This is a genomic window from Leeuwenhoekiella sp. A16 (assembly GCF_047946675.1).
In the GTDB taxonomy this organism is placed as follows: domain Bacteria; phylum Bacteroidota; class Bacteroidia; order Flavobacteriales; family Flavobacteriaceae; genus Leeuwenhoekiella.
The window spans coordinates 2319364-2341831 of the sequence record NZ_CP172313.1 but is presented as its reverse complement, the minus strand read 5'-3'; the positions used below and the strand labels follow the sequence as shown (position 1 = coordinate 2341831).

At 35.5% G+C, this 22468-nt stretch carries 26 protein-coding genes and 1 tRNA gene; 5 read left to right on the top strand and 22 right to left on the bottom strand.

The genetic code is table 11. The annotated features are described in order from the left end of the window. Positions 1-130: 130 nt before the first annotated feature. Positions 131-895: a hypothetical protein gene (locus tag ACH3O9_RS10155; protein WP_416440027.1), complete on the bottom strand. Its 765-nt coding sequence runs from the start codon at positions 893-895 to the stop codon at positions 131-133. A 569-nt stretch (positions 896-1464) separates the two neighbouring features. Between ACH3O9_RS10155 and ACH3O9_RS10150 the strand changes: the two genes are divergently transcribed. From ACH3O9_RS10150 to ACH3O9_RS10130, 5 genes are all read left to right on the top strand, one after another. Continuing rightward, positions 1465-3108 carry a tetratricopeptide repeat-containing sensor histidine kinase gene (locus ACH3O9_RS10150; protein WP_416440025.1) on the top strand — a complete coding sequence of 548 codons (1644 nt, stop codon included), beginning with the start codon at positions 1465-1467 and terminating at the stop codon, positions 3106-3108. Next, entirely contained in the window at positions 3109-3774 is a 666-nt protein-coding gene (locus ACH3O9_RS10145) for a response regulator (protein ID WP_416440023.1), read from the top strand. Positions 3775-4573: 799 nt separating this feature from the next. Further along, positions 4574-4966, top strand: coding sequence for a hypothetical protein (locus ACH3O9_RS10140; protein ID WP_416440021.1), 393 nt, complete (start codon positions 4574-4576; stop codon positions 4964-4966). Position 4967: 1 nt separating this feature from the next. After that, positions 4968-6230, top strand: a complete 1263-nt coding sequence (locus tag ACH3O9_RS10135) for an ABC transporter permease (protein WP_416440019.1) — start codon at positions 4968-4970, stop codon at positions 6228-6230. Further along, entirely contained in the window at positions 6230-7141 is a 912-nt protein-coding gene (locus ACH3O9_RS10130) for a hypothetical protein (protein ID WP_416440017.1), read from the top strand. The genes ACH3O9_RS10135 and ACH3O9_RS10130 overlap by 1 nt, the downstream gene beginning before the upstream one ends. Positions 7142-7602: 461 nt before the next feature. Here the strand turns inward: ACH3O9_RS10130 and ACH3O9_RS10125 are convergent, their stop codons facing one another. From ACH3O9_RS10125 to ACH3O9_RS10025, 21 genes are all read right to left on the bottom strand, one after another. Beyond that, positions 7603-7833: a tyrosine-type recombinase/integrase gene (locus tag ACH3O9_RS10125; protein WP_416440015.1), complete on the bottom strand. Its 231-nt coding sequence runs from the start codon at positions 7831-7833 to the stop codon at positions 7603-7605. Then, entirely contained in the window at positions 7818-8840 is a 1023-nt protein-coding gene (locus ACH3O9_RS10120; RefSeq protein WP_416440013.1) for a site-specific integrase, read from the bottom strand. The genes ACH3O9_RS10125 and ACH3O9_RS10120 overlap by 16 nt, the downstream gene beginning before the upstream one ends. Before the next feature lie 232 nt (positions 8841-9072). Beyond that, positions 9073-9336, bottom strand: a complete 264-nt coding sequence (locus ACH3O9_RS10115; protein WP_416440011.1) for a hypothetical protein — start codon at positions 9334-9336, stop codon at positions 9073-9075. A gap of 64 nt (positions 9337-9400) precedes the next feature. After that, complete coding sequence (locus ACH3O9_RS10110; RefSeq protein WP_416440009.1) at positions 9401-9865, bottom strand: peroxiredoxin; 465 nt, start codon at positions 9863-9865, stop codon at positions 9401-9403. A gap of 3 nt (positions 9866-9868) precedes the next feature. Continuing rightward, the gene (locus ACH3O9_RS10105) at positions 9869-10696 is read right to left on the bottom strand and encodes an alpha/beta hydrolase (RefSeq protein ID WP_416440007.1); all 828 of its coding nucleotides are present in this window, start codon (positions 10694-10696) and stop codon (positions 9869-9871) included. A 92-nt stretch (positions 10697-10788) separates the two neighbouring features. After that, positions 10789-11385, bottom strand: coding sequence for a DUF2652 domain-containing protein (locus ACH3O9_RS10100; protein ID WP_416440005.1), 597 nt, complete (start codon positions 11383-11385; stop codon positions 10789-10791). A 154-nt stretch (positions 11386-11539) separates the two neighbouring features. Further along, positions 11540-12271, bottom strand: coding sequence for an SDR family NAD(P)-dependent oxidoreductase (locus tag ACH3O9_RS10095; protein ID WP_416440003.1), 732 nt, complete (start codon positions 12269-12271; stop codon positions 11540-11542). Position 12272: 1 nt separating this feature from the next. After that, positions 12273-12722, bottom strand: coding sequence for a nuclear transport factor 2 family protein (locus ACH3O9_RS10090; protein WP_416440001.1), 450 nt, complete (start codon positions 12720-12722; stop codon positions 12273-12275). Positions 12723-12750: 28 nt separating this feature from the next. Next, positions 12751-13755 carry a saccharopine dehydrogenase family protein gene (locus tag ACH3O9_RS10085; RefSeq protein WP_416439999.1) on the bottom strand — a complete coding sequence of 335 codons (1005 nt, stop codon included), beginning with the start codon at positions 13753-13755 and terminating at the stop codon, positions 12751-12753. Between the two features lie 77 nt (positions 13756-13832). Beyond that, positions 13833-14618, bottom strand: coding sequence for an SDR family oxidoreductase (locus tag ACH3O9_RS10080; protein ID WP_416439997.1), 786 nt, complete (start codon positions 14616-14618; stop codon positions 13833-13835). A gap of 114 nt (positions 14619-14732) precedes the next feature. After that, a complete protein-coding gene (locus ACH3O9_RS10075; RefSeq protein ID WP_416439995.1) occupies positions 14733-15515 on the bottom strand; it encodes an SDR family oxidoreductase in 783 nt (260 codons plus the stop codon). Between the two features lie 48 nt (positions 15516-15563). After that, a complete protein-coding gene (locus tag ACH3O9_RS10070) occupies positions 15564-16193 on the bottom strand; it encodes a hypothetical protein (RefSeq protein WP_416439993.1) in 630 nt (209 codons plus the stop codon). A gap of 39 nt (positions 16194-16232) precedes the next feature. Continuing rightward, on the bottom strand, positions 16233-16811 hold the full coding sequence (locus ACH3O9_RS10065; protein ID WP_416439991.1) for a TetR/AcrR family transcriptional regulator: 579 nt from the start codon (positions 16809-16811) through the stop codon (positions 16233-16235). Positions 16812-16861: 50 nt separating this feature from the next. Continuing rightward, positions 16862-17338 (bottom strand): hypothetical protein, encoded by a 477-nt coding sequence (locus ACH3O9_RS10060; RefSeq protein WP_416439989.1) that lies wholly within the window; start codon positions 17336-17338, stop codon positions 16862-16864. An 8-nt stretch (positions 17339-17346) separates the two neighbouring features. Continuing rightward, on the bottom strand, positions 17347-17664 hold the full coding sequence (locus ACH3O9_RS10055; protein WP_416439987.1) for a MazG-like protein: 318 nt from the start codon (positions 17662-17664) through the stop codon (positions 17347-17349). Between the two features lie 71 nt (positions 17665-17735). Beyond that, entirely contained in the window at positions 17736-18071 is a 336-nt protein-coding gene (locus ACH3O9_RS10050) for a nuclear transport factor 2 family protein (protein ID WP_416439985.1), read from the bottom strand. A gap of 11 nt (positions 18072-18082) precedes the next feature. Further along, positions 18083-18628 (bottom strand): DNA-3-methyladenine glycosylase I, encoded by a 546-nt coding sequence (locus ACH3O9_RS10045; protein ID WP_416439983.1) that lies wholly within the window; start codon positions 18626-18628, stop codon positions 18083-18085. A gap of 27 nt (positions 18629-18655) precedes the next feature. Further along, entirely contained in the window at positions 18656-19558 is a 903-nt protein-coding gene (locus ACH3O9_RS10040) for a helix-turn-helix domain-containing protein (protein WP_416439981.1), read from the bottom strand. A 151-nt stretch (positions 19559-19709) separates the two neighbouring features. Then, a complete protein-coding gene (locus ACH3O9_RS10035; protein WP_416439979.1) occupies positions 19710-20516 on the bottom strand; it encodes an SDR family oxidoreductase in 807 nt (268 codons plus the stop codon). 411 nt (positions 20517-20927) lie between these two features. Continuing rightward, on the bottom strand, positions 20928-22154 hold the full coding sequence (locus ACH3O9_RS10030; RefSeq protein ID WP_416439977.1) for a site-specific integrase: 1227 nt from the start codon (positions 22152-22154) through the stop codon (positions 20928-20930). Positions 22155-22390: 236 nt separating this feature from the next. Further along, a tRNA-Val gene (locus ACH3O9_RS10025) sits at positions 22391-22465 on the bottom strand. Positions 22466-22468 lie beyond the last annotated feature (3 nt).

The window sequence follows — 22468 nt, the reverse complement described above, 5'->3', positions numbered from 1 at the left end:
ATATCTTAATAATCACTTTTAAAAGGCGTACGTAATCCCTTTTTCTGGGATTGTGTTCACGACCTTGGCATGAAACGCTTTTCCTGTAATGAAAGCTTTTTACGGATGGAGGGGAATGGGGTGAAGTAATTTATTCTAATTTATTTATGCTTTTAGAACAAATGTATTTATCAATCATATATTGCGTCAATGGTTTTAAGGTCTTCCCCGTTTCGGGATGCTTTCCTAAAGATGAAAAGATTTCAAGTTCTCCGGAAATATTTTTGCCATACCAGAACTTTTCACTTCCATCAGGATTAAAAAACATGGTTCTACAGTCAGCATTAACCTTTCTAAAATCTTCAATACGTTCTGGTTTATAGAGCTTCAATTTACCCGAATTGAAAAGATCTGCCGAAAAGCCAACCTCTTCATAATGATCTGTTTTCCAAATCATCCAGCGGTTCTCCTCCTTGAAATCTATTAAGCTTACTACAATTAATGATGCCACAGCAAATCCTATCAAAATAAACGAAATTTTATTCTTCGACAGCCACTTCTTTCCGTCAAAAACATTCTTACGCCTAAGTCTTATGTCATTTACCTCGGAACGGCTTTCTTTTTCGGTAGTATTGAGGAAACCCAAGAAATCCTGATAATTTTCAAAGTCGAGATATTTTAATAACGCATCAAGGGTCTGGTGATTAGCAATATTCAAGTCCTCGGTATTTTCAGCTTTAGCCTTGTTGAAATAATCCCGTAATGTCCTATCGCTTAAAGAAATTCCAGTTTCATTATCTATATACTCTACAAGAACCTTTGCATTATCCGTTAAAGAAGGTTCTTTAATTCCTTTTTGGACACCTTCTAATCGCGCCTTTTCAAAAGCATTCAAAATTAACTGCTTACGACTCATATCTTAGAAATTTCCAATTGTTTTCATTTCAATATATCCGGAAAAATTACGGAAATCGAATGGAATATGATTTCCAAAAAGTTTCCTAAACCTTTCCTGCAGCCTTCCTTTCTTCCATAAAATTTCTCTATTCATTTGCCTTAGAATTTTAACTGTGACCTGTTTTGCAAGCAGGGTTTGCAGCACAGCAAAATTCTTTAAATGGAGTTGTATTAGTTGAATTTTTGAGAATTGAGAAGTAATCAAAATTCTTCTTCTACACTCCATACTTCTCAAAAACAGAGAGACGTCTCTTCTTTTTCCATAGCGGATTAGCCGCTCTATTTCACTGAGTCAAAAAACTCGGACAGCCACAGGTATGTCCATTTTAAAAACATATAAAATGAAAAAATTAATTCTAATAATACTTACGGTTTTCCTCAATTTAGCTCTTTTTTCTTGTACACCAGAAAAATTACGAGATCAGGTAATTGATCCTTCATCATGCTGCGGCGATGATGAACCAATTTTGCCCCCTTTACCAGATAGTATACATTAAAAAGATCAGAATAAATATCTATTTTAGAGGAATGAAAGCAAATGCTTATTCATTCCTCTTTTTTATTTTAATATTTATTTCTACTGAAAACTATGGGCAAAATATTAAGGAAGCAGATAGTTTACGTTATTACTACAATACATTAAGTAAGCCTACAGATTTTGCAGATTTTCAAAAAGCTAAAACCTTCTTTGAGAAAAGAGTAAAGTCCTCATTATATAGTCGAGATACCTTATCTGCTATACAAAATTTGCGTCTCATTGCCAACGGACAGTCAGAATACGGGTTATTAAATGATAGCGAGCAAACAGTTGTATTTGCGCTTCGCTTCGCTGAAAATATTTCTTCTGATAAAAAGGCAGATTTAAAATTAGGATTAAATAATCAATTGGGAATGATTTACAGAAGGCTTAACGATTATGAAAAAGCCCTATCATTTTATGATAGAGCTTTAAGTTTTTCGCAATCAAAAAAGGATAGTATAAGTATCCTGAATAACAAATCTACCATCTATAAAGATTTAAAGCAGTATGAATCAGCAGAAGAAATTTTAAAAGAAACTTTAAAAATTGCTTCCACAGAAAACACAAAACAATATGCTAGGATACTCTCTAATTTGGGTTATGTACAATTTAAATTAGGCGATAAAGACGCACTAAATTCTATACAGGTTGCCTTAGCATATAGAATCAAAGAAAATGATTTGGTTGGGCAATATTCCAGCTATAATGATCTTGCTGAGTATTATATCGAATCTCAGGACTTTAGACAGGCCCGGGTTTATTTTGACATGGGCTATGCAATTGCAAAAAAAATTAATTCCGCAGAATATCTCGTGAATTCCTTAGGGAAATATGTGATCTTAGATCAGGATCCTATGATTATAAAATTTAAAAAACTAAAAGATAGCCTAGAGGAAGCCCGCCTGATTAAAGAAAATAAATATGCAGCAATGAAGTATGATGTTGAAAAAGAACAGCAACATACTCAAATTGCACAATTAGAAGGTGAGCGACAAAAGACATTAAAAACTATTTATTTATCTCTTGCAGTTTTAGGTGTTTGTATAAGTGTACCCACTATTGCCCTAATGCATCAGAAAAGAAAACGCAGACAATTAGAAAGCATACATCAAACCGAAGCTTTTATTTCCAAAAGAATTCATGACGGTTTAGCCAATGACACCTTTCAGGTTATGTCTGAACTCCAAAATCTGAATGTCCCAGAACATATTTTGAAAAAATTGGATAAAATATATCTTGAAACCCGGGACATATCAAAAAATCATAGTCCGTTAATTGAAGGGTCTAATTTTCCAGATCAGCTTATCAGCAGGCTAAATTCCTATAAATCTGAACATTTAAACGTAATAACCCGCGATCTGAATGCAATTAATTGGTCAACAATTAGCCAGACAAAAAAGAACACTATTTATATGGTTCTTGGCGAATTGATGACAAACAATAAGAAACATAGCCATGCTAATTTGGCTCTAATTTCATTCGATCAAAATCGGAAAAAATTAAAAATCACATATAAGGATAATGGTAGTGGTGAAGAAATAAAAAAAGGGAATGGTATTCAAAATATGGAATCCCGTATTCATGCTTTAAACGGAACAATTATATTTGATCCTGAGTTAGGTAAGGGTCTCACCGTGCAAATACAAGTTTAGATGTTTAAAAAAGTACTTATAGCCGAGGATTTAGGATGGAATACCAAAAAAATTGAGCAGCAACTTTTTGAAAAAGGTGCTGAAGAAATAGTGATTACAGAGTATTGTGATGACGCGCATTTAAAATTTTTGAAGGCCTTAAAGGATGAAAACCCATTTGATCTGCTCATTGCAGATCTTTCGTTTGAGCAAGATCACAGAGAACAAACACTAAAAGGTGGAAGCGATTTAATAGCAAAAATAAGAGAGTATCCTACCTCTATAAAGATTATTGTATTTTCAATGGAAGAGCGTCTTCAAAAAATTCGTTCGCTTTTTGAAGAACAAAATATTGATGCATACGTGTTTAAAAGCAGGACAAGTTTGGAGGATTTAAGTAATGCTTTAGAAGCTGTAAAACATAATAAACGTTTTATTTCTCCCCAAGTAGCTGCAGCATTAGACAAACGACAAAGTTTAGATATAGAAAATTATGACATTCTGTTACTTAAAAAATTGTCTGATGGATGTTCTAATAAAGAAATAAGTGATGAGTTTAAAAAGAATGCTATTCGTCCAAGCAGTATAAGCTCGATAGAAAAACGACTAAATAGACTACGTATTTTATTCAAAGCAAATAATGCCGTACACCTAGTTGCGGTTGTGAAAGATTTGGGATTGATTTGATTTAGCAGAATTACCAAATATGAAATTTACTTAAGCCTTACGGAATTCCGTAAGGCTTTGTTGTTTAATGGCTTTAGATTAGCAAAGTATAATTCTAAAACTAAAAATTATGGCAAGGTATTATGTTAACAATAGTGCACAAAACAATGGAGATCATGAAGTACATAAAGAAGGTTGCTACTGGCTGTCTCTGGTAAATAGTAAAAAGGATTTAGGTCTTCATTCTAATTGTTCAACTGCTGTCAAAGAGGCTAAAAAAACTTTTTCTCAATCTAATGGTTGTATAACATGTTCGCCTGAATGTCATACTTCTTAAATAAAAATATTTAAGACATTAACTACTTTGATAAGTAAACTTATTAAAAACAATTATCTGAATGGGATTCAGAATACAAAAACGGATTAATCTGGGGAAAGGCATTGGACTTAATGTTAGTAAGACAGGCATAAGACCTAGCTACCGATCAAAAAGAGGCTCGCTTAATGGCAAAGGTTTTACAGTTCGCTCAGGAATTTCTGGTCTTACGTACAGAAAATCATTTTCAAAATCCTCTAAAAGTGGATGCCTCCTTACATTTTTATTAGGCATATCATTAACGATTATTTTACTCGGATATGGGATATAGAAAAGGTTACTATAAAAAAGATGGCACTTATGTTCAAGGACATTATACTTCAACTAAATCGAAGAAAAACAATAAAAATTCTAAAAGTGGTTGCTATATTTTACTACTGTTCATGGTAGTTTTTATAGATATCGCTAATATATTAATCGAATTAATTTAATCATATTGATAAAATGATCTCAACCGAATTAAAAAGTCACTTTTTAAGGCTTTATCAAATGGCATTCTCAGATGACAATTTTGATGTTTTAGAAATGAAAATGCTTTATCATTTTGCAGAAGAGAGAGGCGTTAGTAAACAAGAATTAGATTCGATTTTGCTTAACCCCTCTCATGAAACCGTAATTCCTGAAACCGTTGAAGAAAAAATCTCATACCTCTATGATCTTGCGGTAATGATTTGGGCAGACTCAATAGCCACTCCAGACGAAGTGAACACCCTTAAGAAGTACTGTCTAAAATTTGGCTTCTTAGAAGAAAACACTCCAGAATTAGTTGATTTTTTACTTCATCATGCTGAAAGAAATCTCCCAAAAGAAGAATTAATCGCATTAACACAAGAATGATATGAGCGCTCTAAAAAGTATTTTTGCCGTAAAAAAGAAGGATACAATTTCTGAAGTGAAATCTGATATTGAAGATATTCAGAAGGTCAAACTCACTTTTTTTGAAAGTGGATATGGCTCCTCAAAACAAGCTGAAGGTAATCATAGGGTTTTTAAAACTTGCCTGGAGGAGGTGTATATGGACTATAAAGGCAAGTGTCGGGAAAATGAGCAATTACAAAATGAACTCAAAGCACCCTACTTAGATGAAAAAGGAAGACAAGAAACAGAATTAAAAAAAAGAAAGACGGTCTTAAGCCTGCTTGAAGAGAGTATTTCAAATTTAGAAGATAAAATTCGTGGCTTAAAACAAGACATGGTCGAAGTAAAACGTAAGCCAGAAATTTATGGTTTAGATGTTGATAAGAGACCTAAAGCACAGTTCTACATTGGACTATTCGTTTTACTTCCAATTACTCTTTATCTATTAGTTTTCTATATTTCTGCATCCTATTCTGCATTTTTTAAAGATTTTAATTCAGATAAATTAGGTGAAGCCATTTTTGATGCAGAAGCCTTTACAAAAGCAGTAGCAGACGGATGGCTCGAAGCTGTTTTTGTGGCTACAATACCTTTTGCATTTATGGGACTTGGTTATTTAATTCATATGTTTCAGAAACAAAAGGGGGTTTTAAGTTTTCTTAAAATTTTCCTGCTTTTTGGGATCACATTTATTTTTGACGCTATTCTCGCATATTTGATTGAGCAGAAGCTCTATGACTTCTATAAAACACCAGACTCACCGCCTTTTAATCTTCCAATTGCGTTTTCATCTGTAGAATTTTGGGGTATAATATTCGCCGGTTTCATTGTCTACATAATTTGGGGTTTAGTTTTTGATTTTATAATGAAAGAATACGAAAATTTTGATTTGATCAAATCCTTTATACGTTCAAAACGTGAGGAAATCCAAAATAGCGAAGCTGAAACGCTGAAAATCAAAGAAAAACTTCCCGCGATTAAAGAAGAAATTTCCGGTTTTGAAGGTAAAATAACCGATTTACAACGAACAATAGATGGTTTTGTGTTTTCAAACAAGCACTATTTAACCTATCACGCCGAGTATGTAAAAGGATGGTTTTTAGCCATTTCGGATAATTTTGATGGATTAAAGCGAAGAGAAGAATTATATAAGCTTTGTGAAGAACAACAAAAATTGCATCTAGTAAAATATAATATAGACAATGAGGATTACGAAGGTCGTCTCTATAAACTCATAAACTAATGCTGAAAAAATATTATTACATCATTCCCGTGCTTCTTGTGCTCTTGCAAGCATGTAAGGACGAACCCAAAACTCCTCAAGAATCTACGCCTGCTAGTAAGCCAGTAAAAAAACTAAATTCAGAAAGACCTGATTTAAATATCAGCTTATTACTTGATCTTTCAGATAGAATCAATCCTGACAAATATCCTGACCCAGCCATGGAATTTTACGAAAGAGATCTGGGTTATATTAATTCGGTCGCTAATGCTTTTGAAATTCATCTAAGAAATAAGAAAACAAGAAAAATAAATGATCAAATACAATTATACATCGATCCCGAACCTGCAGATAAAGAGCTTAATCAAAAGCTTGATCTTTTAAAACTAAGGTTTACAAAAGATAATGCTACAAAAGATAAAATCATTTCTATTTCAGAAAAGTATGACAGTATTCCAAAACTTATATATGAAACTGCAATTTTAGATGATGCCTATGTAGGGTCTGATATTTGGAGGTTCTTCAAAAGCAAAGTAAATGATTTCTGCATTGAGGAAAATCACCGAAATATTTTAATTATTCTTACAGACGGATACATATATCATAAAAACACCATTCTGGAAGAAGGAAACCAAACATCATATCTTACCCCTCAAACTGTAAAAAAGTTTAATCTCAACACAGGTAAATGGAAGGAAAGAATGTTAGACAAAAATTATGGCTTTATTCCCGCTAACAAGAATCTCGATAAATTAGAGGTTTTGGTTTTGGGTATTAATCCAGATATAAAAAATCCTTACGAAGAAGATGTAATTCAGAAATATTGGAAGGATTGGCTTGAAGTGATGGGAGTCTCGAAGTATGAAATTAAAAATGCAGGACTTCCATCAAACATGCAAAAGATAGTTGATGATTTTATATTGCAGGAATAGTTTGAATCTTAGCTAAATAAGTTATGATATCCAAGAGTATAAAAATTGTCTTTATTGCTTTATTCCTTGTAATTGGAACACGGTGTCATTCGCAAACGCAAGAAGTATATATAACTAAAACTGGAGAGAAATATCATACTGAGAATTGTCATTATTTAAAAAATTCTAAGATCGTTATTACCTTAGAAAAAGCTTTAGAAACCGGATATGAAGCTTGTAAAGTTTGCAAGCCAATTAGAAGATCAAATTCCAATATTGAAAGCTCTAGATCATTAATTTCTACTCAGGCTTCTAAAGAGCCTTCTAAATCTCAGTCCGTACAATGTTCCGGTAAGACTAAAAAGGGGTTACGATGCAAACGGATGACAACAAATTCTAACGGCAGATGCTACCAGCATTAGTATAGATAACTTCTTTCAATTAGTTGTGAAACTTAAAGATTTAATATTGTCGCCAAAAAATTATTCCTTCTGTGAATCTCCTAGTATGCTCTTCCGTTGCTTCAATTGCAGCATATCCCTGCTTATCTTAAGGTCTAGCACCTTTGCATAATGCTGAGTAGTTGTAAGATTGGTATGGCCCAGCATTTTGCTAACGGTCTCAATAGGTACTCCACGGGACAGTGTTACGGTTGTTGCAAAAGTATGTCGCGCCAAATGGAAGGTTAGTGTCTTTGTTATCTTACACAGCACGGCAATCTCTTTGAGATAAGCATTGACCTTTGATTGCTGGCCACAGGCAATAATTTTGTCGAGTTATCCGCATGTGTAAAATCTTCATATTTATCCAAAATGACTTGGGCTTCAGGCAGCACGGGAATGCTATTGGGTGTGTCAGTTTTTGTCCGTTTAATCTTGATCCATTTACTACCGTCAACACCCATAAGAATATCATTTCGGGTAAGCTTTTGCACATCGATATAGGCAAGGCCTGTAAAACAGGAAAAGATAAAAATATCCCGCACCTGGCTCAAACGATCCATCTCAAATTCTTTTTCAGACATCCTCTTTAGTTCTGTCTCCGAAAGGAACTCGCGGTTGACTACCTTTCGTTTCATCTTCCAGTTGATAAAAGGATCCTTCTGGATATAATTATGGGCCTGTGCAATACGAACGATCTTTTTAAAATTACGGATGTATTTCAGTGTAGTATTGGTCGCACAGTTCTTCTCAGATTTCAGGAAGAAGGCAAATCCCTCTATGAATTTGTAATCAATATCTTTAAGGGCTATATCAGTTCCCTGGTAATTTGCTTTTATATATTCCTTTAAGTGGTTGTGAACGGTATCGTAGCGCTTAAATGTTCCCAGTGCATATTCCCCCGAACGTATCAACCTAAAAATCTTATCGTTATGCTCTTTGAAAAGTTCCAACAGCATCTTGGCTGTATGGCTTTTCCCCAGATAGGCATCTCGCAGATCAGCAGCGGTAAAGGAAATGCCTTGTCTGTTGAATTCCCGTTGTTTTTCAAGAAGGTCATTTTGAATGCTAAGCATAAGGGTATTGATCTCCTTAGCACCGCCTGATACTCCTTTAACGTGTTCCGCAGTAGCATCCCACCTATCGATAGCTACCTTCCTTCCGATACTCATTTCAGCCCTTTTGCCATCTGCCGTTATACGACAATAAATGCCTGCTAACCCATCAGATTTACCCTTGGATTTTCGAATATGAAATAATATGGAGAGTAAAAGGCTCATTTTTTGTTCAAAATTCCACTCTAAAGTACTTTATAATTTTGAAATAAAAAAATGAAGAAATCAGTAAGGACGGGCTTTTCGACGCTAATTCGGGAGTAAAATCACTCCCGAGATTTACTCCCGAATCACTCCCGATTTATACGGTATTAAATGATATTATTTGATATCATCAAAAATGAAAAAACCCGCAAACAGCGATGTTTGCGGGTTTTTGGTGGAATTTGATTCTTATTCAGTGGGCGTGAAAGGAAATCAAGAATTGATTTTCTGAAAAGAAAAAAACATTCGTTTCTTCTTGGGTCAGATCATCGTAATGGTAGATACGGAAAATTCCTTTGGTAATATAGCCCAGTTCTTTGCATACGACACCTTTTGTATTGAAGAATTCACCTTTTTTAATAGATCTTGAATGCCAAAAATTTTCTCCCTTTTCAAAATCTAATTCGGATAACCCTGAGAATTCCTTTAAGTGCTGATATAATAAAGTTTTATCCATCTCCATGTTTTGTAAATAAAAAAAGGACTTGCCTATTAAATAGGTAAGCCGTTTTTCATTAAAATTAATTTAGCACAGTTAAAGCTTCATTAATATGCTTTTCTCCATTTAGAAAATCTCTAAATTTATGAAGAACCTTACCATTTTTGTCCACTACAAAAGTCTCTCTACCGGTTAAAAAAAGGACATTTTTTATACCAAACATTTTAAGAACTTCATTTCTCGGATCACTCAATAAAGTGAAAGGTAACCTATGGTGTCGCTGAAATTTTTTATGACTTTCAATGCTTCCATTATTTACTCCGAAAACTTCAAACCCTGCATCAGAAAAACTTTCAAAGCTATCTCGAAAAGCACAGGCTTCTTTTGTGCAAACTCCACTTTCATCTTTTGGATAGAAATAAATAACCGCTCCTTTTTGCTGAATAGTATTGGGTAGTTTTACCCATTTTCCATCTTGATCTTGTAATTGAAAAGGCGGAATCACCTCACCGACTTCTAATACTTTTTGTTTACTGAAAAGTCCCATAAATTAGTTCTTTAAGATCGCATCAAAGATTTCCACCAGCTCTGCAGGTTTGGAAACAAAGGGACTATGCCCGGAAGATATTTCAAAGGTATTCGTAATCCCTGCTTCCGATGCCATTTGTTGCTGAAAGGGATAGGTAATGGCGTGATCTTCTTTAGTAAATATGTAATATTTGTTTGTTATAGCAGTATAATCATCTATAGTATAATCTAGAGGTGTTGCTAAGGCTGCTACCGGTTCGGGTTTTAGCTTTTCCACTAAAACATCTATGTCTTCATCCGATCCGTATTGGCAAAAAATTTCTTGAATATTTATTTCAGCATTAGAAATTGCAGCAGTACTTCCATCAGCAGAAAATTCCAAAGCAGTAGGTAATAAAGATGCGGTATCCAATGCAGAATAATCCAAAACACTTTTCCCATCTTTAGGAATAAATCCCGCTACATAAACTAATTTTTCAATTTGTTGCGGGATTTCACTGGCCGTCTGCGTAATTACGGCACCACCTAAACTGTGACCAACCAGAACTACTGGAGTATCCAACCCTACAATAACCGCTTTTACCTGATCTACATATCCTTTAAAAGTAATATCAGAAACCGGGGTATTATCTTCGCCGTGACCCAATAATTCTAATGCAATCACGGTGTGTCCTTGCTTTTCCAATTTGGTTTTTACCTGATCCCAAACAAAAGCAGATTGCCAAGCTCCGTGTACCAAAACAAGTGTAGAATGATGCTCTTCAGAAGGTGTATTATCGTCATCATCAGAGCAGGAAATAGTGGTAAATACCATTACCAATACGAGGAATAAATTCTTAACAATTTTCATATCTATTTATTTTTTTTTAATTCAGGTCAAAATTAGTGGGGTACGATCAAATTATTTTTCACCTAAGTGAAAACGGATAACTTTTTTAAAAATTAGGCGATTTTGAGATTTTTGGATAGATTTTTTTGAGTCTTAAACGGAAAATAGGTATAGCATAGATTTCCTATATCATAGAGCTCACATTGCTGGTAACCACAAGAAATAGTACTCTCTATTCCGTTTTTCTTTAAAGCATCTATATACTCTTTTGTGATAAGCACATACGTGTTTTCGGGAATATTATTTTTTAGTAGTCTGTGTGCATCCACTAAAATTCTCCCGAATAATTTATAGAAATTTTGAATGGCATATTCGCTCATTTTACCATAATGGACAATGGCTTTTAAACCCATATCGGCAACTATGGGAAAATATTTTTGTAAATCCTTGATTTGTTGTTGAAAGCTGGAAAGCATTGTTTTGAATTGATCAAGGATTTCTTCAGATGAAACAGGAGCCCCAAAACGATAGAATAAAATAGCATCACCTTCGATTTCCGAGATTTTAAATTCTAATTGGTTTTGATCAATAATGCTATGAAATAAGCGACTTATAATTCTAATACCATTTGAAGCATCAATTTGATTTATAAATTTAGAATAGCCACTGATATCAACAATAAAAACGATTCCTTTTGCATTTGTAGTCATAACTTTTGTCTTTTATTTTTTGATAAAGTTGGTTAAGCTTCTCTTATTTTAAGTTTCCAAATTCTCATAATCTGTTTCCGATTAAACGAATACAATCAATATAGAAATGAGAATAGTTTAGAACGATCCCTTCTTTTCTAAGATTTCAAGTAACTTACCAAGGTAAAATACCATTAGGGCCTAAAAACTTTCCGGTATTTGATATATCGCCCAATAAGGCATATTTGGCAATTAGCTTTGCCGCACTTTCTGGTGTTTCTGTTCCGGTATTCCCATTTAAATCTGTTTTAATATGTCCAGGTTCTATGGCGATAACTGGTATTCTATGTGGCTTTAATTCTTTTGCAAAAGCAACCATTAAAGCGTTTAAAGCTGTTTTAGAGCTGGAATATCCTGCAAAATTAACTTGACCGTAAATTGTACTTTCATCACTTGAAAGTGACAAAGAACCCACAATGCTACTGAGCATAATGATGCTGGCTTTAGGGGCTTTTTTAAGTAAAGGCAATAAAGATTGGGTAACCCGAACCGGTCCAAAAGTGTTGACTTCGTATTGCTTTTTAATTGCGGAAAGCGTTTCATCGCTAGGGGGAACGGATAAATTCGGGGCAAGACCTGCATTGTTAATTAAAATATCCAGTTGCTCTAGATGTTGTTCTAAATAATGAGCTGCTTCTGTTACGCTTTCATCATTAGAAATATCAATCTGCACTAAATGCACATCAAGATTTTGTTCCTTTAGTAATCGATGTGCTTTTACTCCGCGCTCCATATTACGAACACCCATCCAAACCTGATAGCCTTTTTCGGCTAATAATTTCGCGGTTGCAAAACCGATGCCCTTATTGGCCCCGGTTATGAACACTGTTTTTTTATTGCTGTCCATTTTATACAAATTTCATAATTTCCGGCTTAGCGTGGTGAGAAAGATCTCCGGTAAGGGTGATGACCACTTCGCGTACTGAAAAATGCCATTGCCCATTTTTACGTTTAAATGTATCGTGGTATTTTCCTATCATTATCGGTTGTAAAGGAAAATCACGTTCATTATCCTGTTGGTATATAGTTAGGTATGAAACTGCTGTCGCTTGATCATTTTCCTCCTGAATATCTAAAACGGTATTTGTGGTCACGTGAGCTGTTCGGGTGGTGCCATCGGAATATACCTGAAGGTCTTTGGTCAGTTTTTTTGAAACACCTTCTTTTCCTTCTATACTGCTGCCGGTAGTAATAATTTTTCCCTCAGCAAATAGATTACCTACGCCATCAAAATTACCTTGATCTAAATAATGGGTGTATTGTGCGATTAAATTTAAAATCTCTTGTTCGTTACTCATAATTCTAGTTTTTAATATGGTTTTATAGTTACTTGATTAGGTCTATTAACCTAGTATCTGGAATGTCTTTTATAATATCTTCTCCGTAAGCAGATCCGGGTGATTGATACCCTATTTTAAAATCCTCATTCAAAATACGACTTGCTACTGCCACTACCGAAAGTGGAGTGAGATCATAACCCGAAGGAGCATCAATCCAGGCTTTTGCTACTTGACCATCGATGCCGGTGACTTCAGCAGAAAGGGCATTTCTTCCTGAAGAACGTTCATCTTCCGTTGGGCCGTCAGGTAGGTTTTCTGGATTTATGTCTGGCATATCTGACGCGGGAAGTTTTAGGGAGAAGTATTCCTCTATGTTGGAGATTCCAGTAGATTTATACGATAAAATAATGCCTCCTAAAGGGGTCGGTAAACATTCTAACTCTTCCCTACCAAATGAGAATACTTTTGGCTGCGGGTTTTTATTTTCAATGATTTGACCATCTTTTCGAATCAGCACCCCTAAATCAGCTATATTTTTACTGCTGAGCACCGAGCCTTTGGAAAAACCTCCATAATGCTGAAAACCAATTTTTATTTGTTGTGGTTGCTCCACCAAATTTGCCAAATGAACGGCCAAGGCATCATAGCTTACAAAAAGACCAGCTCCAGACATTAACTGAATACCTGCCTCTTTAGCTTTGCCATCTAGTGATTCTGCTAGTCTGTACGTATCCAGTTCAGCACTAATATCCAGGTAATGTACTCCAGCATTTAAACAAGCATTCATCGCTTGTTTAGCTGTGAATTTAAACGGACCTGCTGCATTGATCAAAACCTGCTTGTTTTCTAAGACCTTTTTCCAAGCATTCTCATCATCAACGGTAAATATGTGAAAGGGAGCATTTAACTGTTTTGCAAGCTCTTGGGTTTTTACGGCATCCCTGCCTGCAATTTCGAAGTCAAGGGTTAATTCTTTCGCCCTGGCTGCAATTATTTTTCCTGTATATCCAGATGCTCCATAAATGAGCAGTTTGCTTTTTTGAGTATTCATAATCATTCGAAATTTTATTTCATTTAAAAACAAGAAGAGTTGAATAGATCAGCTCTTCTATTTGCTGTATCACAACCTTATAAAGAAGGATTTGCGCCTCCATCGATTATATAATTCACGCCGGTGATGTAGGATGCTCTTGGGGAAACTAAAAAGCCTACCAGTTCTGCTATTTCTTCAGGAAGCGCCATTCTACCCATCGGAACTCCACCAAGGCTACTCATCAAATTTTGGGTTGCTTGTTCTACAGTTATTCCCATTGTATCAGATAAAGATTGCAAGTAATTATCCATTGTATCTGTTCTTACCATTCCTGGAGAAACCGCTGCGACACGTATACCTTGTGGCGTAAATTCTTTCGAAAGACTTTTGCTGTAGTTATTCAAGGCACCTTTGGCTACCGCATAAGCACCAAGAGATTCATATACTGGCAGAGCACCTGTTAATGAAGAAATATGGATAATAACTCCACTTTTCTTTTCTACCATCTGTGGAAGAATTGCCCTGTCCATCCGAACAGAGGACTGCAGATTTAGTTGCAAATCACTTTCCCAATGTTCGTCGGAAAGCGCACTAAACCCTCCTGAAGGACTGTTAGAGCCTCCCATATTATTGACCAGAATATCAATTGTGCCAAATTTTTCACTGATTTCTTTCATTATTTTATCGGTTTCACTTAAAATAGTTAGGTCTGCGGAAATGAAATGATGCTTCAAGTTTGCATGACCGGGATTGTTTCGAGCAGTGACAATCACATTTGCGCCTGCATCCGATAACCTATCGGCAATTGCTTTACCTATGCCTTTTGTACCACCTGTTACCAAGGCTATTTTTCCTTTTAATTCGTTTTCTAACTTTTCCATTTTAACTTCAATTAATTGTTCGAGCAGTAAAAATTTCTTCTACAACCCGCCGCTCTATGGCTACTTTTTATAAAGAGTTACGTTTTGTAACATTTGTTTCAGATTTAAATCTGATTATACGGCTGGATAAGTTCCTCCGTCAACAAGCATATTGGCCCCGGTGATGTAAGCTGCTTCTTCTGATACCAAAAAGGCCACCATATTGGCAACTTCTTCCGGCTCTGCTAGACGGTTCAAAGGAACACCTCCCAAACCATCCATAATCTGTTGTTCAGCTTCCTCAACAGTTTTACCGATAGATTCAGCAAAACCCTTCAGAAATGTTTCCATCGCAGATGTTCGTACCATTCCCGGAGACACCGTATTTACACGGACCCCCTTTTTGGCTATTTCATTTGCAAGTGTTTTACTATAAGCGTTTAATGCTGATTTCATCACCCCATAGGAGAAATTGGACTCGTACAAGGGTATTTTGCCGTTTAGTGAAGAAATATGGATTACGGCACCAGATTTTTTTTCAAGCATTTGAGGGATGATGGCCTTATCCAGTCTAATGGAGGCGAGTAGATTGAGTTCAATATCCTTATTCCAGTCTTCATCACTGAGCATCTGAAAGCCGCCAGCCGGTGAGGATGTACCACCTACATTGTTTATCAAAATATCGGGCGTACCAAATTCTTCTCTTAATTGTTGGATAAGATTTACTATATCATCGCTTTTGGTTAAGTCTGCTGCTATGAAATGGTGTTCATTTTTTTCTTCGGATGGTTTTCGTGCTGTTACGATAACTGTTGCTCCTGCGAAAGATAGTTTATCTGCAATTGCTTTTCCGATTCCTTTGGTACCACCTGTTACCAAAGCTACTTTACCGTTTAAATCTTTTGATTCGTTTTTCATTATTTCTTGTTTATTATGAAACATTTGTTTCAAATTCAATTAAAAAAATTATTGTTTATTCGTTACAACGGGATCACGTAAAATGGTTTTGAGATGATCCTGGCTCTGGCCAGGTTCAAAATTCACCAAATGAATCTCATGATGCATTCCCGATTTTTTAAGTCCCATTTCTGTAGCGAAATCTTGTAAAAGAGGGAGTGTTTCCAATTCTCCGGCAAAAGGCCCTAAATGTAAGAGTTGAACACTTTCTCCTGCTGTGTACTTGAACAGTTCAAAATCATCTGCAAATGGATTTGCCTTGGAACGTTGAACTGTTTCCTGAATGTCATTATTTGAAATGTATTCCGGAATACGGATAGCAATACGATAATGGAGCAAGTCCAGATCTACAGTCGTGTAAAAATTCCCTATATCTACAAATCCTGTTTCCGCTTCGTCAAACCAATAGAAAATTTCGACAATATTGCTAATAAATGCCTTGTCTGATCCCCTATACTGCTGTTGTAAATCTTCTACGAAATCTAGTAAAGCTTTTTTCTTTTCGTAGAAAACAGCAGTTCCCGGTCTTCCTGATCCAAGAATCGAAATATACGTAGCATCCAGAATATCTACTATTTCCGGTTGTTCACTCGCTGTATAATAGTCTCTGTATGTATCTTTTAGATGTAAAGTGCTCATAATTATAAAATGTTTGTTTTAGAATAATAGCAAATAAAATTATTGGCTGATCTGTGCCAATAAAAAATCGGCCATTTTTTTAATACGTTTTTTGTCTTGATGAATTATAAAAGATTCGTGCCAACCTGTAAAATTGTTAATGATATAATCGGTTAGCATTTCAGCATCTTGAGTTACGGTAATTTCCTTTTTCTCTACTGCTTTTTTTACCAGGTCAATTAAAAGGTTATAGGTAAACTCATTGTCACTTTTTATAATTTTTTGGACTTTTTCATCGCTTGAGGCGACTTCAAATGTCGTTTTGATAGCCAGACAACTGTTAGGCTCGTTTGTAATTGTATATACGGAGGACTGAATGAATTTTTCAATTGCTTTTAACGGAGATTTGATGAGCCGCATTTGTTTAGTAGCAGCCTCCATCCTGGATTCCGTGTAATGCTTAATACAACGTAAAAAAAGTTGATGTTTATCTCCAATAGTATTATAAAGGCTACTACTATTAATACCCATAGCTTCCGTCAAATCACGCATTTTGGTACTATTATAACCTTTTTTCCAAAACACATCCATTGCTCTGGAAACCGCTAATTCTTCGTCAAATTCTACATTTCTAGCCATTATATTCTATTTAGAATTCATTTACTCTGGTTATTGTAATCGGACCACTATTACTTTATTTCTATTTTTATTGTATTTGATTCAGGTAAACCATTATACCTTTCTTCAAATTGAATGGTATAAACACCATTTTCATCGAATCGATACCCGTCAAGTAATTTGACTGTCCCAAAGGCTATTTCACCTGCTTCAAGAGTTATGTAGTCTTTTTCGGTAGGCGAAACACGTTTTACCATAATTCCCGTATAATCAATATTTTTATTATCGTGGGTAACTTTAAGACAAGCTCCTGTAAATTTGTTTTCTATAGGGGTGCCCCAAGGTAAAAAGGTGTAAGGTTTATTGCCCGTATTCTTAACCTCCAAGGAAAGCTCAATAGCTTCGTCATTTCTATAAAGACTTTTATTGGTTGATATGGTAGTGCGTACTGAGTTATCCGTTGTGTCCTCGTCCTCAAAATTTGATTTTTTTGAGGAATTACAAGCACATAAAGCAAGTACAACCACTAAGGTTAAAATTTTGTTCATTTTTATTTTTAAAATAATTCTTCCGTTTTGCTTAAAAACTTTTCTGTAGCTTCTTCTATATCTATACCGCTGCGGTCAGCCAGTATGCTTAGCCACCAAATACATTCTCCCAATTTATGCTCTAGTTCTTCTTGAGAATTTGTTTTTGGCCAACGTTCTTGTTGCGACATTACGTTTCTTCCTATCAAACCGGCATCGGTTAAAAAAGCTAAAGCATCTTCTTCTATCGACCACTGAGTTTCATGATGTTCCTCTTCTAATTTATGATATGATTCCCGAATTGCTTTCGAACGTTTTTTAAGTGCTTTGAAATCTAAATTTCCCATCGTTTGTTCTTAATTTGGTACAAAGGTATTTATTTTAAAACAACTGTTTCAGAAAAATATCTTAAAAAAAATCATTCTACTAAATCTGCCTTCACGAAAGAAATTTTTCCTTTCTGAAAAATAAAATCAAATGTGCCCCCAATTTTTCCTTCAGGAAAATCCCCGTTAAACTCCACTTCAAGGTGCGCACTATCATCTTGCATATTAAGCTTTACCAATCGTGTTTGTGTATGGTAGCCAATAAAATAGCTTTCAAAATAATTTTTAATTCCTTGTTGACCTATAAATCTATTGCCCACCGAAGGATCATCCAATACTGCATCTGCATGATACATTGTAAGATATCTTTCTGTATCAAAGTCATTACTTGCCTGAAGCCAATTATCTATAAATTTTTCTATATCCATTTTATTATTGTTTATTGATTCCACATTGGTTGTTCTTTTAAGATTTGTTGATGAACAGGACAAGTTTCGTGGTGTGCTCCCGGTAGATAGCCGATGCTCATTAAAAATTCATTGACAATTTCCCCTCCGGTAAACTTGAAGGTTTGTTTGAATAGTTTCATCCATTCCTGCAAATTTTTGGGATGATGATGTTCCAGCCATTTTTCGAACGAGCCATATTCTTTTTGTAAGTTCAGAATAGCCTGGGCGTTGACAATAGCCGCATTTACTTTTAGTTTGTTCCGTATAATTCCAGCATCAGCAAGTAATCGTTCCCGATCTGTTTCTGAGTAATTAGCAATGGTTTTAATATCAAAATCATCGTAGGCTTTAAGGAAGTTTTCTTCTTTCTTTAAAATAGTTTCCCAGCTTAATCCTGCTTGGTTAATTTCCATAATTAGTCGACCAAACAATTCATTGTCATCGTGGATGGGAAATCCATAATGATTGTCGTGATAGTTTTTATGCAGGCTTTTTCTAGGTTCGGGCATTGTTTTGATGACATTGCAGTAGCTCATGTTTTTAGTTTAAAGTGATTTCTAATATTAGTTCAGGGAATTCTTGAACTGTAGCGGACTTTGATTTGTTTTCTGTTTGAATATCCTATTGAATGATTGCGGGCGTTCAAAGCCTAACTGATACGCAATTTCCGCTACAGAGAGGTCGGTGGCCGTTAGTAAGTATTTAGCGTGTTCTATCAATTTTTGCTGAATATAGTATTGCGTACTTTTTCCTGTATGAGCGCGAAGCATATCGCCAAGGTAGCGTGAAGATACCTTTAGGTGTTCCGCTAGATCATATACAGAAGGAATTCCTTTAGTGAGCGTTTTTTCCGTATTAAAATAATCCTCTAAATAGGTTTCCATTTTTACTACAAGATCGTTATTCACAAGTTTTCGGGTAATGAATTGCCGGTTGTAAAAACGATTGCTGTAATTAAGCAATTGCTCCAGTTGCGAAATCATGATATCCTGACTAAAATTATCTATCGAAGCCTGCAGCTCATTTTCAATGGTATTAAAAATACCAATCATCATCGTTCTTTCTTTATCCGATAGATAGAGTGCCTCTGTTAGTCCGTAAGAGAAAAATCCGAACTCTTTTATTTTACTTGCTAAGGAATATCCGCGTATAAGATCAGGATGGAAAAGTAATGTAATTCCCGAATAATCTGCTTCCTCCTCCAGAACTTTGACCAATTGCCCAGGGGCGTGAAAAGAAAGATTCCCTTCATCAAAATCGTAGTGACCCTGCCCGTATTTTATTTTCCCCTTAAAATTCTTTTTAAAAGAAATTTTGTAAAAGTTCAGCACCATTCCTTTGGATAGTTCTGCTACATCGGCCTTTACATTTCCGTAATCTAACAAGCTTATTAAAGGATGTAAAGGTTTGGATACCCCTAAAGCCGTATGCAAAGTTGAAATGGAATTAAAAATAAATGGAGTCATAATTATATTTTTTAGACTTTTCCATATCTGATAAAAGGATAAAGGTACAAGGTGATGATTAAAAGAACATTTTATTTATTTTCTGCAATTGTTTTCCATACTTATTTTAGTAAAATATAGATGTCAAATCCAGAAATAAAAAATGTGTTTATTAATAATACAATTTACTGATCTGCTCAAATTGTTTTTGTTGACCTAAATTTTGTCTGTCACTAGCTAATTTTTCAGCATCTGGCCCAACTATATAGCGTAATTTTTGGCTATTATCTGTAGCAGCTTCATATACGACTTTTGCCACATTTTCTGCCGAAGAGAAATGCACTTCAGTACTTCCATCTTCAAAACCAGCAATCATTTTATTCCATAGTGGCGTATATGCATCCTTCTCGATATGATTTAACGAACGACCTGCGTAGTCTGTTGCCATTCCGCCTGGTGCGATTGTTTTTAATTGAATTCCAAATTGATTAACCTCATAATTTACAGCTTCACTCCAGCCTTCCAAAGCAAATTTTGTGGCACTATAAACAGAAGCCAAAGGATTTGCTGCAATTCCTGCTGCAGAAGTAGTGGTTAAAAGAATCCCTTTCTTTTTGTTCTCTCTAAAATAGGTGATAAAAGGCTGTGCCACTTTAAGCACTCCTAGCAGATTAGTTTCGATTTGGTGCTGAATATCTTCTTCTGAATACGCTTCAAATCCTCCAACTAAACCATAACCCGCATTATTAAAAACCACATCAATCTCAAATTGTGTAAGAATTTTTGAAACGGTATCTTTTATCTGTTTTGAATTAGTAACATCCAAATCATATAAATGAACATTTTTAAACAGTTGCAGTTCGGTTTCTTTTTTAGGATTGCGCATTGTGGCAATAACTGTCCATCCTTTTTCTTGAAATAATTTAGCGGTGGCTTTCCCTAAGCCGGATGAGGCTCCTGTAATGAAAATAGTATTCATTGTGATAGTTTTAAATTTATATATCACAAAGATCATTGAATGTTAAGGTGTAAATGTTTCTGAATTGGCTGATATTGTTTCCTTATTAACGTTTTAATAATTAAAATAATAATGTTTGAATCCGATCAACTTAACTCTCTAAAAAATCGAACCGGTTGTAAATTTGTTAGTATTTACAGCTTTAAAAGAAAAAAATAAGATTTTTTCATTAAAAAAGGGAATTAAACGAAAAAGGATACTAAAACAGTAATTAAGTAGGAATGCTCTTCTTGTTTACTACCAAAAATAATCCTGCTGTTTAATGAATGTTAGAAAATTTGTGGTAGAATGGTAAGAGGTTTTACTCTTTTTTCTTTCATCAGCTCATTTTAAGATCTTATAAGGATGAAAGTTGGTTAGGCTGATTCTTACTTATCTGCCCAGAATGCTCTTGCGTTGCTTTAGTTCCTGCATATCCCTGCTTATTTTTAAGTCAAGCACCTTGGCGTAGTGTTGGGTGGTGGTAAGATTGGTATGCCCTAGCATCTTACTCACCGTCTCAATAGGAACACCACGTGAGAGGGTTACCGTAGTGGCAAAAGTATGGCGGGCTAAATGAAAAGTGAGCGTCTTATTGATCTTGCAGAGTATCGCGATTTCTTTTAGGTACGCATTCACCTTTTGATTGCTGGCTACGGGCAGTAATTTGTTAGCGTTGTCCACCTGTGGAAAATTTGCGTATTTATCTAAGATATATTGGGCTTCAGGCAGCACAGGGATGCTACTTGGCGTGTCCGTCTTGGTCCGTTTAATCTTGATCCATTTGCTACCGTCAGCCCCCAAAAGGATATCGCTTCGGGTTAGCTTCTGCACATCAATATAGGCAAGGCCTGTAAAGCAGGAAAAGATAAAAATATCCCGTACCTGGCTTAAACGATCCATCTCAAATTCCTTTTCTGACATCCGCTTAAGCTCTGCCTCGGACAGGAACTCGCGATTGACTACCTTTCGTTTCATCTTCCAGTTGATAAAAGGATCCTTCTGGATATAATTATGGGCCTGTGCAATACGAACGATCTTTTTAAAATTACGGATGTATTTCAGTGTAGTATTGGTCGCACAGTTCTTCTCAGATTTCAGGAAGAAGGCAAATCCCTCTATGAATTTGTAATCAATATCTTTAAGGGCTATATCAGTTCCCTGGTAATTTGCTTTTATATATTCCTTTAAGTGGTTGTGAACGGTATCGTAGCGCTTAAATGTTCCCAGTGCATATTCCCCCGAACGTATCAACCTAAAAATCTTATCGTTATGCTCTTTGAAAAGTTCCAACAGCATCTTGGCTGTATGGCTTTTCCCCAGATAGGCATCTCGCAGATCAGCAGCGGTAAAGGAAATGCCTTGTCTGTTGAATTCCCGTTGTTTTTCAAGAAGGTCATTTTGAATGCTAAGCATAAGGGTATTGATCTCCTTAGCACCACCTGAGGCTCCTTTAACGCGTTCCGCAGCAGCATCCCACCTATCGATAGCTACTTTCCTTCCAATACTCATTTCAGCCCTTTTGCCATCTGCCGTTATGCGACAATAAATGCCTGCTAACCCATCAGATTTACCCTTGGATTTTCGAATATGAAATAATATGGAGAGTAAAAGGCTCATTTTTTGTTCAAAATTCTACTCTAAAGTACTTTATAATTTTGAAATAAAAAAATGACGAAATCAGTAAGGGCGGGCTTTTCGACGCTAATTCGGGAGTAAAATCACTCCCGGGATTTACTCCCGAATCACTCCCGATTTATACGGTATTAAATGATATTATTTGATATCATCAAAAATGAAAAAACCCGCAAACAGTGATGTTTGCGGGTTTTTGATGGAATTTGATTCCTATTCAGTGGGCAATGAGGGATTCGAACCCCCGACCCCCTCGGTGTAAACGAGGTGCTCTGAACCAACTGAGCTAATTGCCCTTC

Coding starts and splice junctions, on each gene's coding strand:
- ACH3O9_RS10155 (WP_416440027.1), bottom strand. CDS start 895: ATGAGTCGTAAGCAGTTAATTTTGAATGCTTTTGAAAAGGCGCGATTA.
- ACH3O9_RS10150 (WP_416440025.1), top strand. CDS start 1,465: ATGAAAGCAAATGCTTATTCATTCCTCTTTTTTATTTTAATATTTATT.
- ACH3O9_RS10145 (WP_416440023.1), top strand. CDS start 3,109: ATGTTTAAAAAAGTACTTATAGCCGAGGATTTAGGATGGAATACCAAA.
- ACH3O9_RS10140 (WP_416440021.1), top strand. CDS start 4,574: ATGATCTCAACCGAATTAAAAAGTCACTTTTTAAGGCTTTATCAAATG.
- ACH3O9_RS10135 (WP_416440019.1), top strand. CDS start 4,968: ATGAGCGCTCTAAAAAGTATTTTTGCCGTAAAAAAGAAGGATACAATT.
- ACH3O9_RS10130 (WP_416440017.1), top strand. CDS start 6,230: ATGCTGAAAAAATATTATTACATCATTCCCGTGCTTCTTGTGCTCTTG.
- ACH3O9_RS10120 (WP_416440013.1), bottom strand. CDS start 8,840: ATGAGCCTTTTACTCTCCATATTATTTCATATTCGAAAATCCAAGGGT.
- ACH3O9_RS10115 (WP_416440011.1), bottom strand. CDS start 9,336: ATGGATAAAACTTTATTATATCAGCACTTAAAGGAATTCTCAGGGTTA.
- ACH3O9_RS10110 (WP_416440009.1), bottom strand. CDS start 9,865: ATGGGACTTTTCAGTAAACAAAAAGTATTAGAAGTCGGTGAGGTGATT.
- ACH3O9_RS10105 (WP_416440007.1), bottom strand. CDS start 10,696: ATGAAAATTGTTAAGAATTTATTCCTCGTATTGGTAATGGTATTTACC.
- ACH3O9_RS10100 (WP_416440005.1), bottom strand. CDS start 11,385: ATGACTACAAATGCAAAAGGAATCGTTTTTATTGTTGATATCAGTGGC.
- ACH3O9_RS10095 (WP_416440003.1), bottom strand. CDS start 12,271: ATGGACAGCAATAAAAAAACAGTGTTCATAACCGGGGCCAATAAGGGC.
- ACH3O9_RS10090 (WP_416440001.1), bottom strand. CDS start 12,722: ATGAGTAACGAACAAGAGATTTTAAATTTAATCGCACAATACACCCAT.
- ACH3O9_RS10085 (WP_416439999.1), bottom strand. CDS start 13,755: ATGAATACTCAAAAAAGCAAACTGCTCATTTATGGAGCATCTGGATAT.
- ACH3O9_RS10080 (WP_416439997.1), bottom strand. CDS start 14,618: ATGGAAAAGTTAGAAAACGAATTAAAAGGAAAAATAGCCTTGGTAACA.
- ACH3O9_RS10075 (WP_416439995.1), bottom strand. CDS start 15,515: ATGAAAAACGAATCAAAAGATTTAAACGGTAAAGTAGCTTTGGTAACA.
- ACH3O9_RS10070 (WP_416439993.1), bottom strand. CDS start 16,193: ATGAGCACTTTACATCTAAAAGATACATACAGAGACTATTATACAGCG.
- ACH3O9_RS10065 (WP_416439991.1), bottom strand. CDS start 16,811: ATGGCTAGAAATGTAGAATTTGACGAAGAATTAGCGGTTTCCAGAGCA.
- ACH3O9_RS10060 (WP_416439989.1), bottom strand. CDS start 17,338: ATGAACAAAATTTTAACCTTAGTGGTTGTACTTGCTTTATGTGCTTGT.
- ACH3O9_RS10055 (WP_416439987.1), bottom strand. CDS start 17,664: ATGGGAAATTTAGATTTCAAAGCACTTAAAAAACGTTCGAAAGCAATT.
- ACH3O9_RS10050 (WP_416439985.1), bottom strand. CDS start 18,071: ATGGATATAGAAAAATTTATAGATAATTGGCTTCAGGCAAGTAATGAC.
- ACH3O9_RS10045 (WP_416439983.1), bottom strand. CDS start 18,628: ATGAGCTACTGCAATGTCATCAAAACAATGCCCGAACCTAGAAAAAGC.
- ACH3O9_RS10040 (WP_416439981.1), bottom strand. CDS start 19,558: ATGACTCCATTTATTTTTAATTCCATTTCAACTTTGCATACGGCTTTA.
- ACH3O9_RS10035 (WP_416439979.1), bottom strand. CDS start 20,516: ATGAATACTATTTTCATTACAGGAGCCTCATCCGGCTTAGGGAAAGCC.
- ACH3O9_RS10030 (WP_416439977.1), bottom strand. CDS start 22,154: ATGAGCCTTTTACTCTCCATATTATTTCATATTCGAAAATCCAAGGGT.